The organism is Microcoleus sp. Aus8_D2, from assembly GCF_036702665.1.
In the GTDB taxonomy this organism is placed as follows: domain Bacteria; phylum Cyanobacteriota; class Cyanobacteriia; order Cyanobacteriales; family Microcoleaceae; genus Microcoleus.
The window spans coordinates 19349-33588 of the sequence record NZ_JAUBUN010000052.1; the positions used below are offsets into that span (position 1 = coordinate 19349).

The following is a 14240-nucleotide window of genomic DNA, read 5'->3' on the forward strand; positions in this document are numbered from 1 at the left end:
GAACGGTCAAACCGCAATCAAGGTTCGTAGTGAGGACTTTAGTCGCATAAATCCGAGGACTAAAGTCCTCACTACGAACAGTTAAATCTGATTTTCATCATAAAAAAGTCCCAATAAAGGGGCGAGAATCGCACCGAAAACAAAGCCACCGGCGTGGGCCCAGTAGGCAACTCCCCCGGATTCCATGCCCACACTTGCCGGGGCATTCAAGGAAGCCAGGCCGCTCAATGCTTGCTGTGCAAACCAAAATCCTAGAAAGAAGAAAGCCGGGACTCTGACTGTGGTAATAAAAATGCCCAAAGGTAGTAGAGTAAGAACTTTGGCTTGGGGATATCTGAGAATGTATGCTCCCATGACGCCTGCGATCGCGCCGCTAGCGCCCAGGGACGGAATAGCCGATGATGAGGAAAAAAACCACTGAGTTAGTGATGCTAAAACGCCGCAAGTAAGGTAAAATATTAAAAATTTGACGTGTCCTAAACGGTCTTCTACGTTGTTACCAAAAATCCACAAAAATAACATATTTCCGGCAACGTGGAGAAAGCCTGCGTGCAGGAATTGCGAGCTAATTAGCGTCGTCCATTCGGGAAATGGCGAAACTGGCAGAGACACCCGACACATATTGCTTAACTGGCAAGGAACGACCGCCCAAGAGTAGAAAAATTGCGTTAATTGGCGATCGGGTAAACTGAGTTCGTACAAAAATACTAATACGTTTGCAGCAATCAGCCCGAAGGTGACGTAGGGAGTGATACTGGTGGGATTGTCATCGCGTAAGGGAACCACAGCTTTTTTTTCCTCAACATCAAAATATTGGCAATACGATAACGCATTTATACCCAAGGTGTCTCCTATCTAAAGGAAGAAGTCAGTTGACAGTTGACAGTTGACCTGTGACAGTAGTCCTCTAGTCAGTAGTCCTCTAGTCAGTAGTCAGTAGTCAGTAGTCAGTAGTCAGTAGTCCTCTAGTCGGGCCGTCGGGCCGTCATTAGTTATTAGTTATTAGTCATTAGTCATATCATGTCCGGTCGATTACCATTAATATGGTAGGGGCCCGTGAGCCAACAATACTCGCCAATAATTGACAATCTCAAAAACCCGCCCCGGTCGATCGATCGCGATCGATCGACCGGACTTGATATCATTAGTCAGAAGGAAGAGGGGCTTGGCTGCTGTTGCGTTCATCTTTGCTAAGAGAAAGTGTTTGATCGTTCGGACTTTTATGCGGACTCGCATTCCGAACGATCAAACCTATATTTTTGTGGTTGTTTGAGGGGGCATGATATTTTATGCTGCTATTTCTATGAAAATTCCTACACTTTCTACGGCAATTATACTCACCGCGCACAAAGCGTAAATCCCTGTTCCTAGATAAATCCTCTTTTATATGCTGTTTCAATGGCGGCGGCGACCCAGTGGGTGGCGGGAATGTCGATAAAGCGAATCTAAGGGCGTTTGTCTGGTACGGAAAAGGCTTTGCTGACGATGGCGGCAAATTGGGCGCGGGTGAGGTTGCTGTTGGGGCGAAAAGTGCGATCGGGAAAACCGCCGATTACCGCCCGTTCTACTAAGCCGTCAATGAATATTTTTGCCCAATGATTTTGAATGTCCAAGAAGCGATTTGTGCTGGAAACCATTGTGATAAGAATCAGGAATCAGGAATCAGGAATCAGGAATCAGGACGAACCGCGAAGACGCGAAGGACACGAAGGAATCAGGAATCAGGAAGAAAGAAGGAATCAGGACGAACCGCGAAGACGCGAAGGACACGAAGGAATCAGGAATCAGGAAGAAAGAAGGAATCAGGACGAACCGCGAAGACGCGAAGGACACGAAGGAATCAGGGAGAATGATAAAGGAAGCAGGAAGTAAAGCTTGTGTTTTTTCGTAGGGTGCGTCGCCATATTTAATCTCTTGGATTCAATCGCAAATATCCTGGGGACGCACCTTACACATCGGGTTTAAAAAAGCAAACCAACCATTTGTTTGTAGCACGATTTTTGCTCAATAGTATAAGAATTGAGATAAATGGTATTAGAAGACCAGGGGTGTTGGTGCGGATCGATGAGATTGTGAATTTTGATACAGAGATTTTTGATGGCTCCGCACCCTAGGGCTACAAGCAGGTTCGATCGTTCGGAATGCGAGTCCTTCCTGATTGACTAAAAGTTAGAGGAAGGACTGGAGTCCTGACTGCGCACCGAAGTTAATGAGAGGACTGAAGTCCGAACGATCAAACCTGCAAACTTCGGTGGCGGCGCTGATAACAAACTGGCATTTTCTTACAAAAGCCGGATGATATTGATGATTTTTTGTCAGTATAATGGAGCGGGATTCCAGCGACCTGCAAGTTCGTTGACGGTGGGGGCGATGCCGCGCTTGACAAAGCGAAAACGCACGTTTTCTTTAACTAAAGGTTGCTTGATTTGTTCGGTACTGGCGTAAGCTTTTAGGTGCTAAATTTTCGCTCTAATTCCTGTTCGGGATTCGGGGAATGAGATGCCGGAATTTGTGGGGCTGATGATTCCCATGTCGGTCAATTTAAATTGTTCTGCTTTGACTGCACCGCCAAAGTTGAGATAGTTTGTTTCTAAACACATTTGGCAAAAAGCTAGGTGGTGGTTGACGCCTTCTGCTGCTGCTTCTTGGACATACATTTGAGGTAAATTGGGAAATACTCCCAGGGCTTTGCTGTTAGTTTTGGTGAGATATACTGTGATTTGTTGGGTGGTAGTTAAACCGCGCCCCATAATTTTTCCTACGCGTGAGAGGATATCGCGGCGCGATCGCGCCGCGATACTGATTTTGTAGTCTGATCCCAAGTTACGGAAATTTCGCGATCGCGCAAATCGATCGCCCGCACGAATACTACTCCAAAGAGTCGGCGTGCATTTCTACTGCTACATCCCCCGGTTGAAAGCGGTTGTTAATCCAAGCGATAGTTTCTACTAAACTTAGAGTATCGGGCACGGAGAAAGTTGTTAGGCCTCGCTGCTGCAATTCGGCTACTACTAAATCGCGAGTTAGGATCATTTCCTGTGCTTCGGTTGTACCAAATGCGATCGCCCCAGAATCCCGTACGCCGCCTTCAAACCCGCCATGTCCTGCTGACCAAAAAATAGCACCCATTAAATAAAACTCTGCACCTTGCAGTTACTAGATGTCGGCTTTTTAAGCTTGGGTTTTATTTGACCGCAAAGGCGTATATTTTATTATTATACAGTCGATAAAAAATCTTGCTACAATATAATTATTGGGTTGGTTTCATCCACCCAATGTGTAAGGTGCGGAGCTATTCGACAAGTAGATTAAATTTAGGGATTGTTCTCGTGCGACGCACCCTACGAATACTGTTGCATGATGAGAGTAAAAATGGTATTACATAGCAAATTTGTAGTTGCACTCTTGGTGGGGGTTTTCACCCCTGGGCACAACTACAAACTTGTTAATCCACCTACCGATTACATTTTGACAGCGGGGCTAGTCGAAGGTTTTGGCGCCTGAATTTCTTGCGAAACTGCACGGGCGCGGAAGAGTTTAGCAACGACTTGCTCGCACTTGGACAAATCCGCTTCTATCTCTGTAAAAATGTCAGTTGATACCGGATCTGTGAACTTCGCCCGCAGGTTGTTGATATCGACAACACCTGTTTGCAAATCGCCGAGAGTGCTCCGCAGCAAGAAGGTTTCATCGGTTCCTTGCATCGAGGCTTTTAATTTAGCGTATTTGTCAGCAATTTGGGCGGGAATTGAGGGTTTTTCGCCGAAATCGTTGAGGCGGTTTTCGAGAGCGAGGATGTGTTGCTGTTTATTTTGGATGATTTCTGCAAGGAGCGATCGCAAATCGCTATCTCCGGTTTTTTCCGCATAATGTTGAAAGGCTTCGCAAGCATAGCGTTCCCCTGCGAGGGCGGTATTCAAACCTTTAACAATGTCGCCTTGTGTGGAGCCGCCCCAACCATTAGCTAGTTTCCACCATTCTGCACTGGCGTCGGTTTCTTCGGGTAAACCCACTGCTTTGCCGCCGTAACCGAGGCGGGCTAGAATTGCAGTGGTAAATATGCCTAAATCTCCCGGTTGGCGGGAAGTAATCAAGTTACCGTCAACTACTAAAGCTTCGTTAATGTAGTTAGCTCCGGCATTGATCATGTCGGTTTTAATTGCTAAGAAACCAGTCGCATTTTTGCCTTTCAGCACGTCGGCTTCAATCAAAACTTGCGGCCCGTGACAAACAGCAGCGACTATTTTTCCTTGCTCCATCGCTTCTTTGACAAACCGCACTGTATTCGGGTTTGTGCGCATTGTATCGGGAGCCATACCGCCGGGAATTACGACTGCATCGAATTCTTCTGCTAATGATTCGGTGGTAGTTCCGTCAGCTTGCTGGGCAACTTTACCATTTTTCCCTGCATATTTTTCGTTAGTGCGGGAACCGAGGACAACTACATCAAATCCTGCTTGTTTTAAGCCGTTGTAAGGAACTAGAAATTCGGAATCTTCAACTCCATTTTCGATGAGTATGGCAACTCGCTTGCTTTTGGCTCCGTTATCTGCTGTCATAATCAGTTTCCCTTAAGGTAGCATTTTCTATAAAGTTAATTTATTTGTGGCTGTTTTAGCGTCTGGCTAAGGTTATAAATTGGTTGGTGAGAAAAGGTGCTATGTGAGTCTTTGGAGGTAGGTAGATATGTGTTAGCCGCGCGCTACAGATTGGTTTGTAGTGCGGACTTCAGTCCGCAGCATTATGCGGACTGAAGTCCGCACGTGCGTTCCGTTTTTGTTATGGTAATCGACAGGACATGATATCAATCAAATTTTAGGACGCTGCTCACAGCAGCGTCCTAATTATTTTTGCCAGATTTTTTTGATGGTTTGAGTACATCGCCAATAGCCTCAATGGACGTAAGAAGCGCCGTTAATGTCGATCGTTGTTCCGGTAGCGTGCGCGGCCAAACCCGATGCTAGAAAGGCGATAACGTTAGCGACATCTTGAGGAGGGGCGATTTTGCCGATCGGGATATCGCGCACAATCTGTGCTTCGCCGCACTCCTGAATAAACTGATTAGACATTTCCGTACTCACAAATCCCGGCGCCACAGTAAAAGCCAAAATATTATCAGCAGCGAATCCTCTCGCAATGCTGCGAGTCAAAGAAACAATCGCACCTTTTGATGCGGCGTAGTGCAGATAATTCGGGTCATCACCGCGAAAAGCAGCGCGACTTGCTATATTAATAATCGTACCGCCATTGCGAGTTTTAAAATGCAGAATCGCTTCCCGGCACAAGTCAGCAACCGCAACTAAATTAACTTGTAGAGTTTGCTCCCAAACCGACGACCAAAGATCGAAATCGTCCTCGATACCAGCCGACTGCATGATGCCAGCATTATTAACTAAAATATCAATATGACCGCGCCATTTTACAGCATCTTGCCACAAACTTGCCGCCACCTGTGGTGACATCAAATCTGCTGCTAATAAATAACAGCGATCGCCCGCGACACTTGCTGTTACCGATTCCGCCGCTTGCTGACTGCGACAGTAATGCAAAATCACCTCAGCCCCAGCATTAACAAGAGTCCGCACCGTCACTGCACCAATCCCTTTCGAGCCGCCCGTCACTAAAATTACCTTTCCCGTTAAATCAATCATTTCTCTCTCTCGATCTTTTCTCTTTCTCTGGGTACTCTGCGCCCTCTGCGGTTAATAAAAAAAATAAATCCCCTTCACAAACGAAATAGAACTGCTATATGATTGTAGAAGATAAAAGGTTCTGCTTAAAATACAACTAAAATATCGCCATGAAAGCAGTTGCGTTCGATCGCTACGGTGGGGCCGAGGAATTGCAGTACCGAGAATTGGACAAGCCGATCGCCAAATCCAACGAATTGCTAGTCAGAGTTCGCGCTAGCAGCGTCAATCCCGTAGACTGGAAAATCCGCCAAGGACACCTGCAACTACTCACAGGATTTAACTTTCCTCGAATTGTCGGTTCCGACATCTCGGGAGTAGTCGTAGAAGTCGGCTCGGAAGTTACCAAATTTCACCCCGGAGACGAAGTTTATACATTCTTAAATCCCATAACTGGCGGTGCTTGCGCCGAATACGCTGTCGTGCCAGAATCGAGTGCAGCAATTAAACCTCACAACATCACCCATGTCGAAGCCGCAGCAGTACCGATCGCAGGTTTAACGGCTTTGCAAGCGCTACGGGATTTGGGTGAAATTAAAGCAGGATACAAAGTATTGATTAACGGCGCTTCCGGCGGAGTCGGGATGTTTGCGGTGCAAGTTGCGAAAGCAATGAACGCGGAAGTAACCGGAGTTTGCAGCGCTAAAAACCGAGAATTTGTCAATAGTTTGGGAGCAGATTTTGTTCTGGATTACGCAGAAATTGAGTTTACTCAACAACCCCAAAAGTATGATATCATCTTGGATGCTGTCGGCACAAAAACATTTGCTGAATGCGAAAACGTGCTGCAACCGGAAGGAGTTTATATCTCGACTTTACCGAGTTTCGACAACCTCGCACCGATGTTGGCGAGCTGGTTTATTCCTGGTAAAAAAGCTAAATTTATTCTCGCCAATCCCAACCCAGCCGACTTGGGGATTTTGCGGGAGTTAATCGAATCCGATAAAGTTGAGCCGATTGTCGATCGCACTTACAGCTTAGCAGAAGTAGCAGCAGCCCACGCCTACAGCGAAACAGGCCGCGCTGTCGGCAAAATTGCGATCGCCATTGACAGTTAAAAAAAAATCATGTCTACCAAATGGGCTTAAAGTCAAAAGAGCGATCGAACTTAATCCAGAAACTGATTTCTGCTACCACCTGCACCCAAGACTAATAAACGTAAAACCTAAATAAAATCAAAAATACCTATGACTGCGCCCTCAGAATTGGAGACATCCGAACCAGGTTCCGACAACAACCTCGAACAAGTTAGCCTGGAAAATAGCATTGCACCCATCGCCGATGATTTAGTGGATGTCAGTAACTTAGAAGACGAAGAAGTTAGCGAGGAAAATAACATTGCATCCATCGCCGATGATTTAGTGGATGTCAGTAACTTAGAAGACGAAGCAGTTATCCTGGAAAATAGCATTGCACCCATCGCCGATGATTGCGTGGGTGTCAGTAACTTAGAAGACGAAGAAGTTATCCCGGAAAATAGCATTGCATCCATCGCCGATGATTGCGTGGGTGTCAGTAAATTAGAAGACGAAGCAGTTAGCGAGGAAAATAACAATGCACCAATCGCCGATGATTTAGAGGCTGTCAGTAAATTAGAAGATAAAAAAGTTAGAGCTAAAAATAGCATTGCATCCATAGCCGATGATTTAGTGGATGTCATTAACTTAGAAGACGAAGCAGTTATCCCGGAAAATAACATTGCACAAATCGCCGACAGTTTTCTGGGTTCCCGCAACCTAGAAAATGAATATCTCGATGAACTTCCAGACGAAGTTGAGATGTCTTTGTTCGACCATTTAGAAGAATTGCGGCAGCGACTTTTCTACTCGCTAATTGCCGTAGCAATCGCTGTACTTGGTTGTTTTTTGACCGTTAAACCGATCGTACAATTGTTAGAAGTACCCGCCGGGCCCGTCAAGTTTTTGCAACTAGCTCCTGGCGAGTATTTCTTTGTTTCGATTGAAGTAGCCGGATACAGCGGTTTGCTGATTGCAAGTCCGTTTATTTTTTACCAAATAGCGCTATTTGTGCTACCGGGTTTGACTCGCAAAGAACGCGGGTTGCTGGGGCCAGTGTTTTTCGGTTCGAGTTTCCTGTTTTTGGGCGGGCTGGTATTTGCTTATATTGCTCTGATTCCGGCGGCCCTGAACTTCTTTGTTACCTACGGGGCGGATGTTGTAGAGCAGTTGTGGTCGATCGACAAATACTTTAAATTTGTACTGTTGTTAATGTTCAGCACCGGCTTAGCTTTTCAAATCCCGATTGTCCAAGTATTGCTCGGCGTTTTGGGCATAGTTTCTTCTAAGAAAATGCTATCTGGCTGGCGTTATGTCGTCTTGGGTGCAGCAGTTTTGGGTGCTGTTTTAACGCCTTCTACCGACCCTTTGACGCAAAGTCTTTTGGGAGGTGCGGTGCTCGCTCTTTACTTTGGCGGCGTCGGTTTGGTGAAGCTTTTGGGGCGGTGAGAATTACCAAGAGCAGAGAATGCAAAAAATCGATCGCTCCCCGTAGGGACACAAGCCCCGCCTAAGTCCCTACAAGGGTTGTATGTCAAGTCCGAGCGATCGCTTATATAGCGATCGCAAATGATTTGTAAATCATGAATCATGTATAATGAGGACGTTAATCTAAGTAGGAATTGAGATGTCCCCCAAAAAATCGGCAGAAGAATTTGTGGAGCATGAAGTCCAAGCTTTATTGGAACTCGAAAATTTTATTGGCAGCAATCCCGATCCAAGAGAACTCACTCATAGCCATTTCTGTCCGTATGCTAATCGAAGGGATCGAACGCGAAACAATTCAAGAAATCTTGGGAGTATCGTCTCCATTTGTTAGCAAGTGGAAAATTAATTATGCGTTGCATGGAATTGAAGGGCTACGCTTAAATCATCAAGGCTCGCGGGGCCAACTTAAGCCAGAAGAACGAGCGGAAGTCATCCAATGGTTAACCAATAAAAACCAGTGGGATTTATCCGAATTATCAAATCATATAGCAGAGCGGTATCAGATTCAATTTCAATCAAAAGCTAGCTACTATCAACTTTTTAAATCAGCGGGAATTAGCTGGAAAAAATCTCAAAAAAAGAATCCAAAGCGTGATGAAGAACTCGTCAAAAAAAAGCACCAATAAATTTGTGAGATTCTGGAAGAACACCGCTCGGCTATAGAGTCGAGAAAGCTTGTGGTGTATTTGATTGATGAGTGTCATCTCAATAGGGGAGATGTCTGTGGCTATCTTTGGGGAAGGCGCAACGAGAGAATAGAAATACCCCTGCTGAATGAGAGAGAAAAACAAACTTATTATGGAGCAGTAAATTATTTAACAAAACAGTTTGTTCTGCGAGAATATGCAACGGCAAATTCTGAGAATACAGTCGCTTTCTTAAAAGACTTACAATATTTAAATCCCGAAGCCAGACATTTGATTATTTGGGATGGAGCCAGCTATCATAAATATAAAGAAATGAAAGCTTACCTAGAAGAAATTAATCAAGGTAAGGAGCGGGATGAATGGCCTTTAACTTGTGTCCTGTTTGCTCCCAATGCTCCGGAGCAGAATCCAGTCGAAGATATTTGGCTTCATGCCAAGACTTGGGTGAGAAAATTTGGGAAGCGGCTCAGTTCTTTTGCCTTGGTAAAATGGTTTTTCAATTTTACTATACAGTCACAAAGCTTTGAATTTCTCAAGTTACACAAATTTGGTATTTTTGAACCAACACTCAATGGAACTGCTGCTCGATCGAACCCTTAATTCATTTACGAATGATTTGCGATCGCTTATATTTATACCAATTTAAAACGAAATAACAGTATTCTTGTTCCCCCCTTTACTCCCCCCACTCCCCCTTCGGGGGGCGGGGGGGGTTGGGGGGAGTAAAGGGGGTAACGCGAGTGTTGCACAATTTTAGATAAATGGTATTATTTACGAGTGCGATCGTCCGCAAAAGCGATCGCTGATTAATCGGACATGATATTAATCAAGCCGTTTCTTAAAGAAATCGGGTCTCTTCATGATGTAAAATAAACAAGGTCGATTTATAAATCCTTGAAAAAATGCGAGAACTTTACCCGCCAAGACAACCTTATAACGAAGGAAAACTCAAAGTTTCTGACCTCCATACCATTCATTTTGAAGAATCAGGCAACCCAGAGGGAAAACCTATTGTATTGCTACACGGGGGGCCGGGAGGTGGATGTCCGCCTTTTTACCGACAATATTTTGACCCTAAAAAATGGCGTTTGGTGATGTTTGACCAACGCGGATGCGGTCAAAGTAAACCTCATGCAGAATTGCAAGAAAATACAACTTGGGATTTAGTCAACGATATTGAGCAACTTCGAGAATATTTAAATATTCAGCAATGGGTTGTTTTTGGTGGTAGTTGGGGAAGCACTCTATCCTTAGCTTACAGTCAAACCCATCCCGACCGTTGTAAGGGTTTAATCTTGCGCGGCATTTTTATGTTGAGACAAAAAGAAATTCGCTGGTTTTATCAAGAAGGAGCAAGTTATATTTTCCCGGATGCTTGGGAGGAATATGTTAAACCTATCCCTATAAATGAAAGGGACGATTTGCTAACAGCTTATTACCAACGCTTGACGAGTCCCGATGCTCAAATTAGATTAGAAGCGGCTCGTGCTTGGTCAATTTGGGAAGGGAGTACAAGTAGATTATTTCCAGATTTAGATTTAAAGCAAAGGTTTGGAATTGATGCTTTCGCGGAGGCGTTTGCCAGAATTGAGTGCCATTATTTTATAAATAAGGGATTTATAGAGCCGGAAGATAAATTGCTTTTAAATATCGATGGCATCCGCAAAATTCCGGCGGTTATCGTTCAGGGAAGATATGATGTTGTTTGTCCGATGATGTCGGCGTGGGAACTGCATCGTGCTTGGCCTGAAGCTGAGTTTATTGTAGTTGCAGATGCCGGACATTCGATGAGCGAACCGGGAATTCGCGCCTGTTTGATCGACGCAACAGATAAGTTTGCAGACAGGTAGTCATCCAAATTGCTAATGGTTAATTGCTGATTTTAAATTAGTCCTATAAAGATTTTATATCGAATCTGGTAGCATCTGAATTATTCAACTCCCCGTTCTCTCTCTGTGTCAAGAGTGTTCTAGAAAGGTTCAATCATTCCCATGCAACCGGAAACGATATTATGCGTGAGAATAATTTATTGGTGAGTATTAGGCGATCGCTCAATTTTAAGGTTTATAAAAAATATAGAGACACGATCGCCCGCGCCTCTATAATTTACTAAAAGTTAAAATTCCACACCAAAGTTTTGTCAAAACTTTGACTACATTCGGAACTGTTCTACTTCTGGCGTGTAGCCGATCGGCAAAATGTAATCTAGATTCTCGTGGGGACGAGCAATTATGTGATACGAGAGCAACTTTCCGCCATCGACCTTTTTAACTGATTCAATTCCAGCAGCCACGGCTGCTTGCACTTCAGAGATATCTCCTCTAACTATAATTGTCCAGTAGGCACGGGTTATCTTTTCATAGCGAACTAAAGTAACTCGGGCGGCTTTCACCATTGAGTCTGCAACTTCTACGGCAGCGGGAAATCCTAAGACTTCAACCATTCCAACTGCAACACCCATTACAACATTCTCCTAAGTTTCACAAGATAGCTGAGACTCATTGTAGGTGAAAGTGTTGACAGAAATTGGTGGGGATGATTTTGGTCAGCCCAAAATTCGATCGCCCTCCTGTTGCAGCCCCACAAGCTGTAGCGGGCTTTTAATCCTACAGTCTGGCGCCCAGCAAAGCCCGCCACAACAGAGTTTGACTCAAAAAAACTGCGAAAATTAGCTGCGGGGACAGCGACGGTTTCTCGGCCCCCACAGCTCGGCTGACAAGTTCGCCTCACGATTTTTGGGACTTTCAACTTAAAAAATCTACCCCGATCGCACACAAAACTTTACAAGCCGCGATTCAGGGGCGATCGCTCCTAACTGATGACTGATAATAGACTTCTTGCCAAAATAGCTGGGACGGGCTCTTCGGCCCATCCCACAAGCAAAAAATATTTTTGTGGGATGGGCCGAAGAGCCCGTCCAAAATTTTTTAATTAAAAGGAGTTGAGCAATCTTGCCTACTAAGGACGGCAGGACTGAGGACTAATGACTAATGACTGATGACTAATGACTCAAAACTCGTCAAGCAACCACTCCGAGGCTCTTTCACCCAAATCTAGGGGAACGCTGACAGCTTTACCCAACCGCGGGCGATCGCGAGTATTGACAATATATTCTCTCACCTGTGCCGTGCTGCCCCAGCCGTTGAGGTAATTCGCCACCGCATCCAAATGCTCGAAATAATCAGCCTCCGTCATCGGAAAAGACGCCTGTTCCAAATATTTCCACATCACCTGCACAAAAATCTTGCCCCGCGTCCGCCGCAATCTGATATCGTAAGACTTTCCCCATTTTTCTAGGAGTAGCTGGTGTAAATCCTTGCCCGTCATGGTTGCTCCTGAGTGAATCTGTTAAACAATAAAAGACAAAGTTCAAAAAATGTAATAATACTCTAATAAAGGCTGGAAGGCGCATTCTTAAAAGGAATTTTCGCTGCCTCAAATTTGTGCGAGCAGATTAGCACCGATCGTCCTCCTTCCTCTGCACGTACAGGTTGGCTGACAAACAAACAAACCTAACTTAAAACCGTAAAGGCAGGTCATGGCTCAAACTTCTGCTGGAAATCCCGATGTCCCCGATATGGGGCGTCGCCAATTTATGAATTTGCTGACGTTCGGTACAGTCACAGGTGTGGCACTGGGCGCGCTCTATCCCGTTGTCCAATATTTTGTTCCTCCGTCGAGCGGGGCTGTTGGTGGCGGTGTCACGGCTAAAGATGCCTTGGGTAACGACATCATCGTTAGCGAATATCTGACTTCGCACCCTGCGGGCGATCGCAGTTTGGCCCAAGGCCTCAAAGGCGACCCCACCTATCTTGTGGTGCAAAAAGACTTAACTCTGGCTGAATACGGCATCAATGCAGTCTGCACTCACTTGGGTTGCGTCGTGCCTTGGAATGCTAGCGAAAACAAGTTTATGTGTCCTTGCCACGGTTCTCAATACAACAGTGAGGGCAAAGTGGTACGCGGCCCCGCACCTTTGTCTCTGGCCCTGGCCCACGCCACTGTCGCAGATGACAAGGTGGCTTTTACCCCTTGGAAAGAAACAGATTTCCGCACCGGTGAAGCACCTACCTGGTCATAGTTATTCGTTAGTAGTTATTCGTTAGTAGTTATTCGTTAGTAGTTAGTCGTTAGTGGTTAGCAGTTAGTTTCAATAACCAATAACTAATAACCAATAACTAATAACCAATGACCAATGACCAATGACCAATGACCAATGACCAATGACTAAATTGTCTGAACCTTTGAGATTGAATACTCTGATGCCACAAACTAACTTATCTGCGATATTTCGCCGCAGTGCCAGGACGATCGCCAAAACAGCTTTAATTGCGATCGCCGCCGCCGGATTTTTTCTCAGTAGCGACATCGCACTTCCCCAAGCAGCATTTGCTTACCCTTTCTGGGCTCAGCAAACAGCACCAGCTACTCCCCGCGAAGCAACTGGCAAAATTGTTTGCGCTAACTGTCACCTCGGTGCCAAACCAACAGAAGTTGAAGTACCGCAATCCGTTTTACCTGACACAGTGTTTGAAGCTGTGGTCAAGCTTCCCTACGATCAAAGCGTGCAGCAAGTTACCGGCGACGGTAGCAAAGGCGGCTTGAATGTCGGCGCAGTTGTGATGTTACCCGAAGGTTTCAAAATTGCTCCCGCTGACAGAATTCCCGAAGAAATGAAGGAAAAAGTCGGCGATCTTTACTTCCAACCTTACAGCGAAACCCAAGAAAATATTGTTTTAGTAGGCCCGCTGCCTGGTGAACAATACAAAGAATTGGTATTCCCAGTTTTGTCGCCAAATCCCGCAACTGACAAGTCAGTTCACTACGGCAAATATCTAATTTATGTCGGCGGAAATCGCGGTCGCGGTCAGGTTTATCCTACAGGCGCCAAGAGCAACAATACTGTTTATAATGCTTCGGTAGCTGGCACTATTTCTAAAATTGCTCAACCGGAAGATGGCGGCTATGAAGTGACAATTCAACCAGCAGAAGGTGCAGCGGTTGTTGATACAATTCCCGCCGGCCCAGAACTGATTGTTACTGAAGGACAAACAGTTGCAGCCGGCGAATTGTTGACAAGCAATCCTAATGTGGGCGGCTTCGGTCAAAAAGATGTGGAAATTGTGCTGCAAAGTGCCAATCGAGTTACAGGAATGATCGCTTTCGTGGCTTTGACCATGCTGGCTCAAATCATGCTGGTTCTCAAGAAGAAACAGGTCGAAAAAGTTCAAGCTGCTGAAATGAATTTCTAAGCGGGACTTTTATTAGTTGGGTAAGGTACTCTGTTATTAGTGTCAACTTAACCTCTTATGTAGTGCCAGACTACGGTCTGACGATTAAGGCCTAGATCCCCCCTAACCCCCCTTCTTAAGGGGGGAACAAGAGTTTTCTCAAAGTCC

The 14240-nt window shown here is 45.3% G+C and carries 15 protein-coding genes and 1 pseudogene; 7 read left to right on the plus strand and 9 right to left on the minus strand.

Annotation, left to right across the window (positions count from 1 at the left end; all coding sequences use genetic code 11):
- Positions 1 to 81 precede the first annotated feature (81 nt).
- The 3 genes from QUB64_RS28280 to QUB64_RS28290 all read right to left on the minus strand — a co-directional run bounded on the left by QUB64_RS28280 (position 82) and on the right by QUB64_RS28290 (position 1637).
- Positions 82 to 786, minus strand: a complete 705-nt coding sequence (locus tag QUB64_RS28280) for a rhomboid family intramembrane serine protease (protein ID WP_333277065.1) — start codon at positions 784 to 786, stop codon at positions 82 to 84.
- Between the two features lie 252 nt (positions 787 to 1038).
- Positions 1039 to 1185: a hypothetical protein gene (locus tag QUB64_RS28285; RefSeq protein WP_333277067.1), complete on the minus strand. Its 147-nt coding sequence runs from the start codon at positions 1183 to 1185 to the stop codon at positions 1039 to 1041.
- 260 nt (positions 1186 to 1445) lie between these two features.
- Positions 1446 to 1637 carry an S-layer homology domain-containing protein gene (locus tag QUB64_RS28290; RefSeq protein ID WP_333277069.1) on the minus strand — a complete coding sequence of 64 codons (192 nt, stop codon included), beginning with the start codon at positions 1635 to 1637 and terminating at the stop codon, positions 1446 to 1448.
- A gap of 1 nt (position 1638) precedes the next feature.
- Between QUB64_RS28290 and QUB64_RS28295 the strand changes: the two genes are divergently transcribed.
- On the plus strand, positions 1639 to 1872 hold the full coding sequence (locus QUB64_RS28295; protein ID WP_333277071.1) for a hypothetical protein: 234 nt from the start codon (positions 1639 to 1641) through the stop codon (positions 1870 to 1872).
- Positions 1873 to 2456: 584 nt separating this feature from the next.
- On the opposite strand, the gene QUB64_RS28300 is transcribed toward QUB64_RS28295, so the two are convergent.
- The 4 genes from QUB64_RS28300 to QUB64_RS28315 all read right to left on the minus strand — a co-directional run bounded on the left by QUB64_RS28300 (position 2457) and on the right by QUB64_RS28315 (position 5651).
- Positions 2457 to 2822: a hypothetical protein gene (locus QUB64_RS28300; RefSeq protein WP_333277073.1), complete on the minus strand. Its 366-nt coding sequence runs from the start codon at positions 2820 to 2822 to the stop codon at positions 2457 to 2459.
- 46 nt (positions 2823 to 2868) lie between these two features.
- On the minus strand, positions 2869 to 3129 hold the full coding sequence (locus QUB64_RS28305) for a hypothetical protein (RefSeq protein ID WP_333277075.1): 261 nt from the start codon (positions 3127 to 3129) through the stop codon (positions 2869 to 2871).
- 332 nt (positions 3130 to 3461) lie between these two features.
- The gene (locus QUB64_RS28310) at positions 3462 to 4559 is read right to left on the minus strand and encodes a DJ-1/PfpI/YhbO family deglycase/protease (RefSeq protein WP_333277077.1); all 1098 of its coding nucleotides are present in this window, start codon (positions 4557 to 4559) and stop codon (positions 3462 to 3464) included.
- 333 nt (positions 4560 to 4892) lie between these two features.
- Entirely contained in the window at positions 4893 to 5651 is a 759-nt protein-coding gene (locus QUB64_RS28315; protein ID WP_333277079.1) for an SDR family NAD(P)-dependent oxidoreductase, read from the minus strand.
- A gap of 149 nt (positions 5652 to 5800) precedes the next feature.
- Here QUB64_RS28315 and QUB64_RS28320 point away from each other — a divergent pair, with 149 nt between their 5' ends.
- The 4 genes and pseudogenes from QUB64_RS28320 to pip all read left to right on the plus strand — a co-directional run bounded on the left by QUB64_RS28320 (position 5801) and on the right by pip (position 10691).
- A complete protein-coding gene (locus tag QUB64_RS28320; RefSeq protein ID WP_333277080.1) occupies positions 5801 to 6748 on the plus strand; it encodes an NAD(P)-dependent alcohol dehydrogenase in 948 nt (315 codons plus the stop codon).
- 639 nt (positions 6749 to 7387) lie between these two features.
- A complete protein-coding gene (gene tatC, locus QUB64_RS28325) occupies positions 7388 to 8155 on the plus strand; it encodes a twin-arginine translocase subunit TatC (RefSeq protein WP_333277105.1) in 768 nt (255 codons plus the stop codon).
- Positions 8156 to 8333: 178 nt separating this feature from the next.
- Positions 8334 to 9441, plus strand: a pseudogene (locus QUB64_RS28330) (IS630 family transposase).
- Between the two features lie 302 nt (positions 9442 to 9743).
- Entirely contained in the window at positions 9744 to 10691 is a 948-nt protein-coding gene (pip, locus tag QUB64_RS28335) for a prolyl aminopeptidase (RefSeq protein ID WP_333277083.1), read from the plus strand.
- Between the two features lie 302 nt (positions 10692 to 10993).
- On the opposite strand, the gene QUB64_RS28340 is transcribed toward pip, so the two are convergent.
- Positions 10994 to 11302, minus strand: coding sequence for a carbon dioxide-concentrating mechanism protein CcmK (locus tag QUB64_RS28340; RefSeq protein WP_106149684.1), 309 nt, complete (start codon positions 11300 to 11302; stop codon positions 10994 to 10996).
- Between the two features lie 548 nt (positions 11303 to 11850).
- Positions 11851 to 12168 carry a DUF3067 family protein gene (locus QUB64_RS28345; protein WP_333124350.1) on the minus strand — a complete coding sequence of 106 codons (318 nt, stop codon included), beginning with the start codon at positions 12166 to 12168 and terminating at the stop codon, positions 11851 to 11853.
- Between the two features lie 211 nt (positions 12169 to 12379).
- On the opposite strand from QUB64_RS28345, the gene petC reads away from it, so the two are divergent.
- Both petC and petA read left to right on the plus strand, forming a co-directional pair.
- Positions 12380 to 12922, plus strand: coding sequence for a cytochrome b6-f complex iron-sulfur subunit (gene petC / locus QUB64_RS28350; protein WP_293184104.1), 543 nt, complete (start codon positions 12380 to 12382; stop codon positions 12920 to 12922).
- A 181-nt stretch (positions 12923 to 13103) separates the two neighbouring features.
- Entirely contained in the window at positions 13104 to 14093 is a 990-nt protein-coding gene (petA, locus tag QUB64_RS28355) for a cytochrome f (protein WP_333277107.1), read from the plus strand.
- The last annotated feature ends 147 nt before the right edge of the window (positions 14094 to 14240 follow it).

Bases quoted from the DNA above. Each gene is read 5' to 3' on its own strand.
- QUB64_RS28285 (WP_333277067.1), bottom strand. From the start codon at position 1,185: ATGAACGCAACAGCAGCCAAGCCCCTCTTCCTTCTGACTAATGATATC.
- QUB64_RS28290 (WP_333277069.1), bottom strand. From the start codon at position 1,637: ATGGTTTCCAGCACAAATCGCTTCTTGGACATTCAAAATCATTGGGCA.
- QUB64_RS28305 (WP_333277075.1), bottom strand. From the start codon at position 3,129: ATGGGTGCTATTTTTTGGTCAGCAGGACATGGCGGGTTTGAAGGCGGC.
- QUB64_RS28310 (WP_333277077.1), bottom strand. From the start codon at position 4,559: ATGACAGCAGATAACGGAGCCAAAAGCAAGCGAGTTGCCATACTCATC.
- QUB64_RS28315 (WP_333277079.1), bottom strand. From the start codon at position 5,651: ATGATTGATTTAACGGGAAAGGTAATTTTAGTGACGGGCGGCTCGAAA.
- QUB64_RS28320 (WP_333277080.1), top strand. From the start codon at position 5,801: ATGAAAGCAGTTGCGTTCGATCGCTACGGTGGGGCCGAGGAATTGCAG.
- pip (WP_333277083.1), top strand. From the start codon at position 9,744: ATGCGAGAACTTTACCCGCCAAGACAACCTTATAACGAAGGAAAACTC.
- QUB64_RS28340 (WP_106149684.1), bottom strand. From the start codon at position 11,302: ATGGGTGTTGCAGTTGGAATGGTTGAAGTCTTAGGATTTCCCGCTGCC.
- QUB64_RS28345 (WP_333124350.1), bottom strand. From the start codon at position 12,168: ATGACGGGCAAGGATTTACACCAGCTACTCCTAGAAAAATGGGGAAAG.
- petC (WP_293184104.1), top strand. From the start codon at position 12,380: ATGGCTCAAACTTCTGCTGGAAATCCCGATGTCCCCGATATGGGGCGT.
- petA (WP_333277107.1), top strand. From the start codon at position 13,104: ATGCCACAAACTAACTTATCTGCGATATTTCGCCGCAGTGCCAGGACG.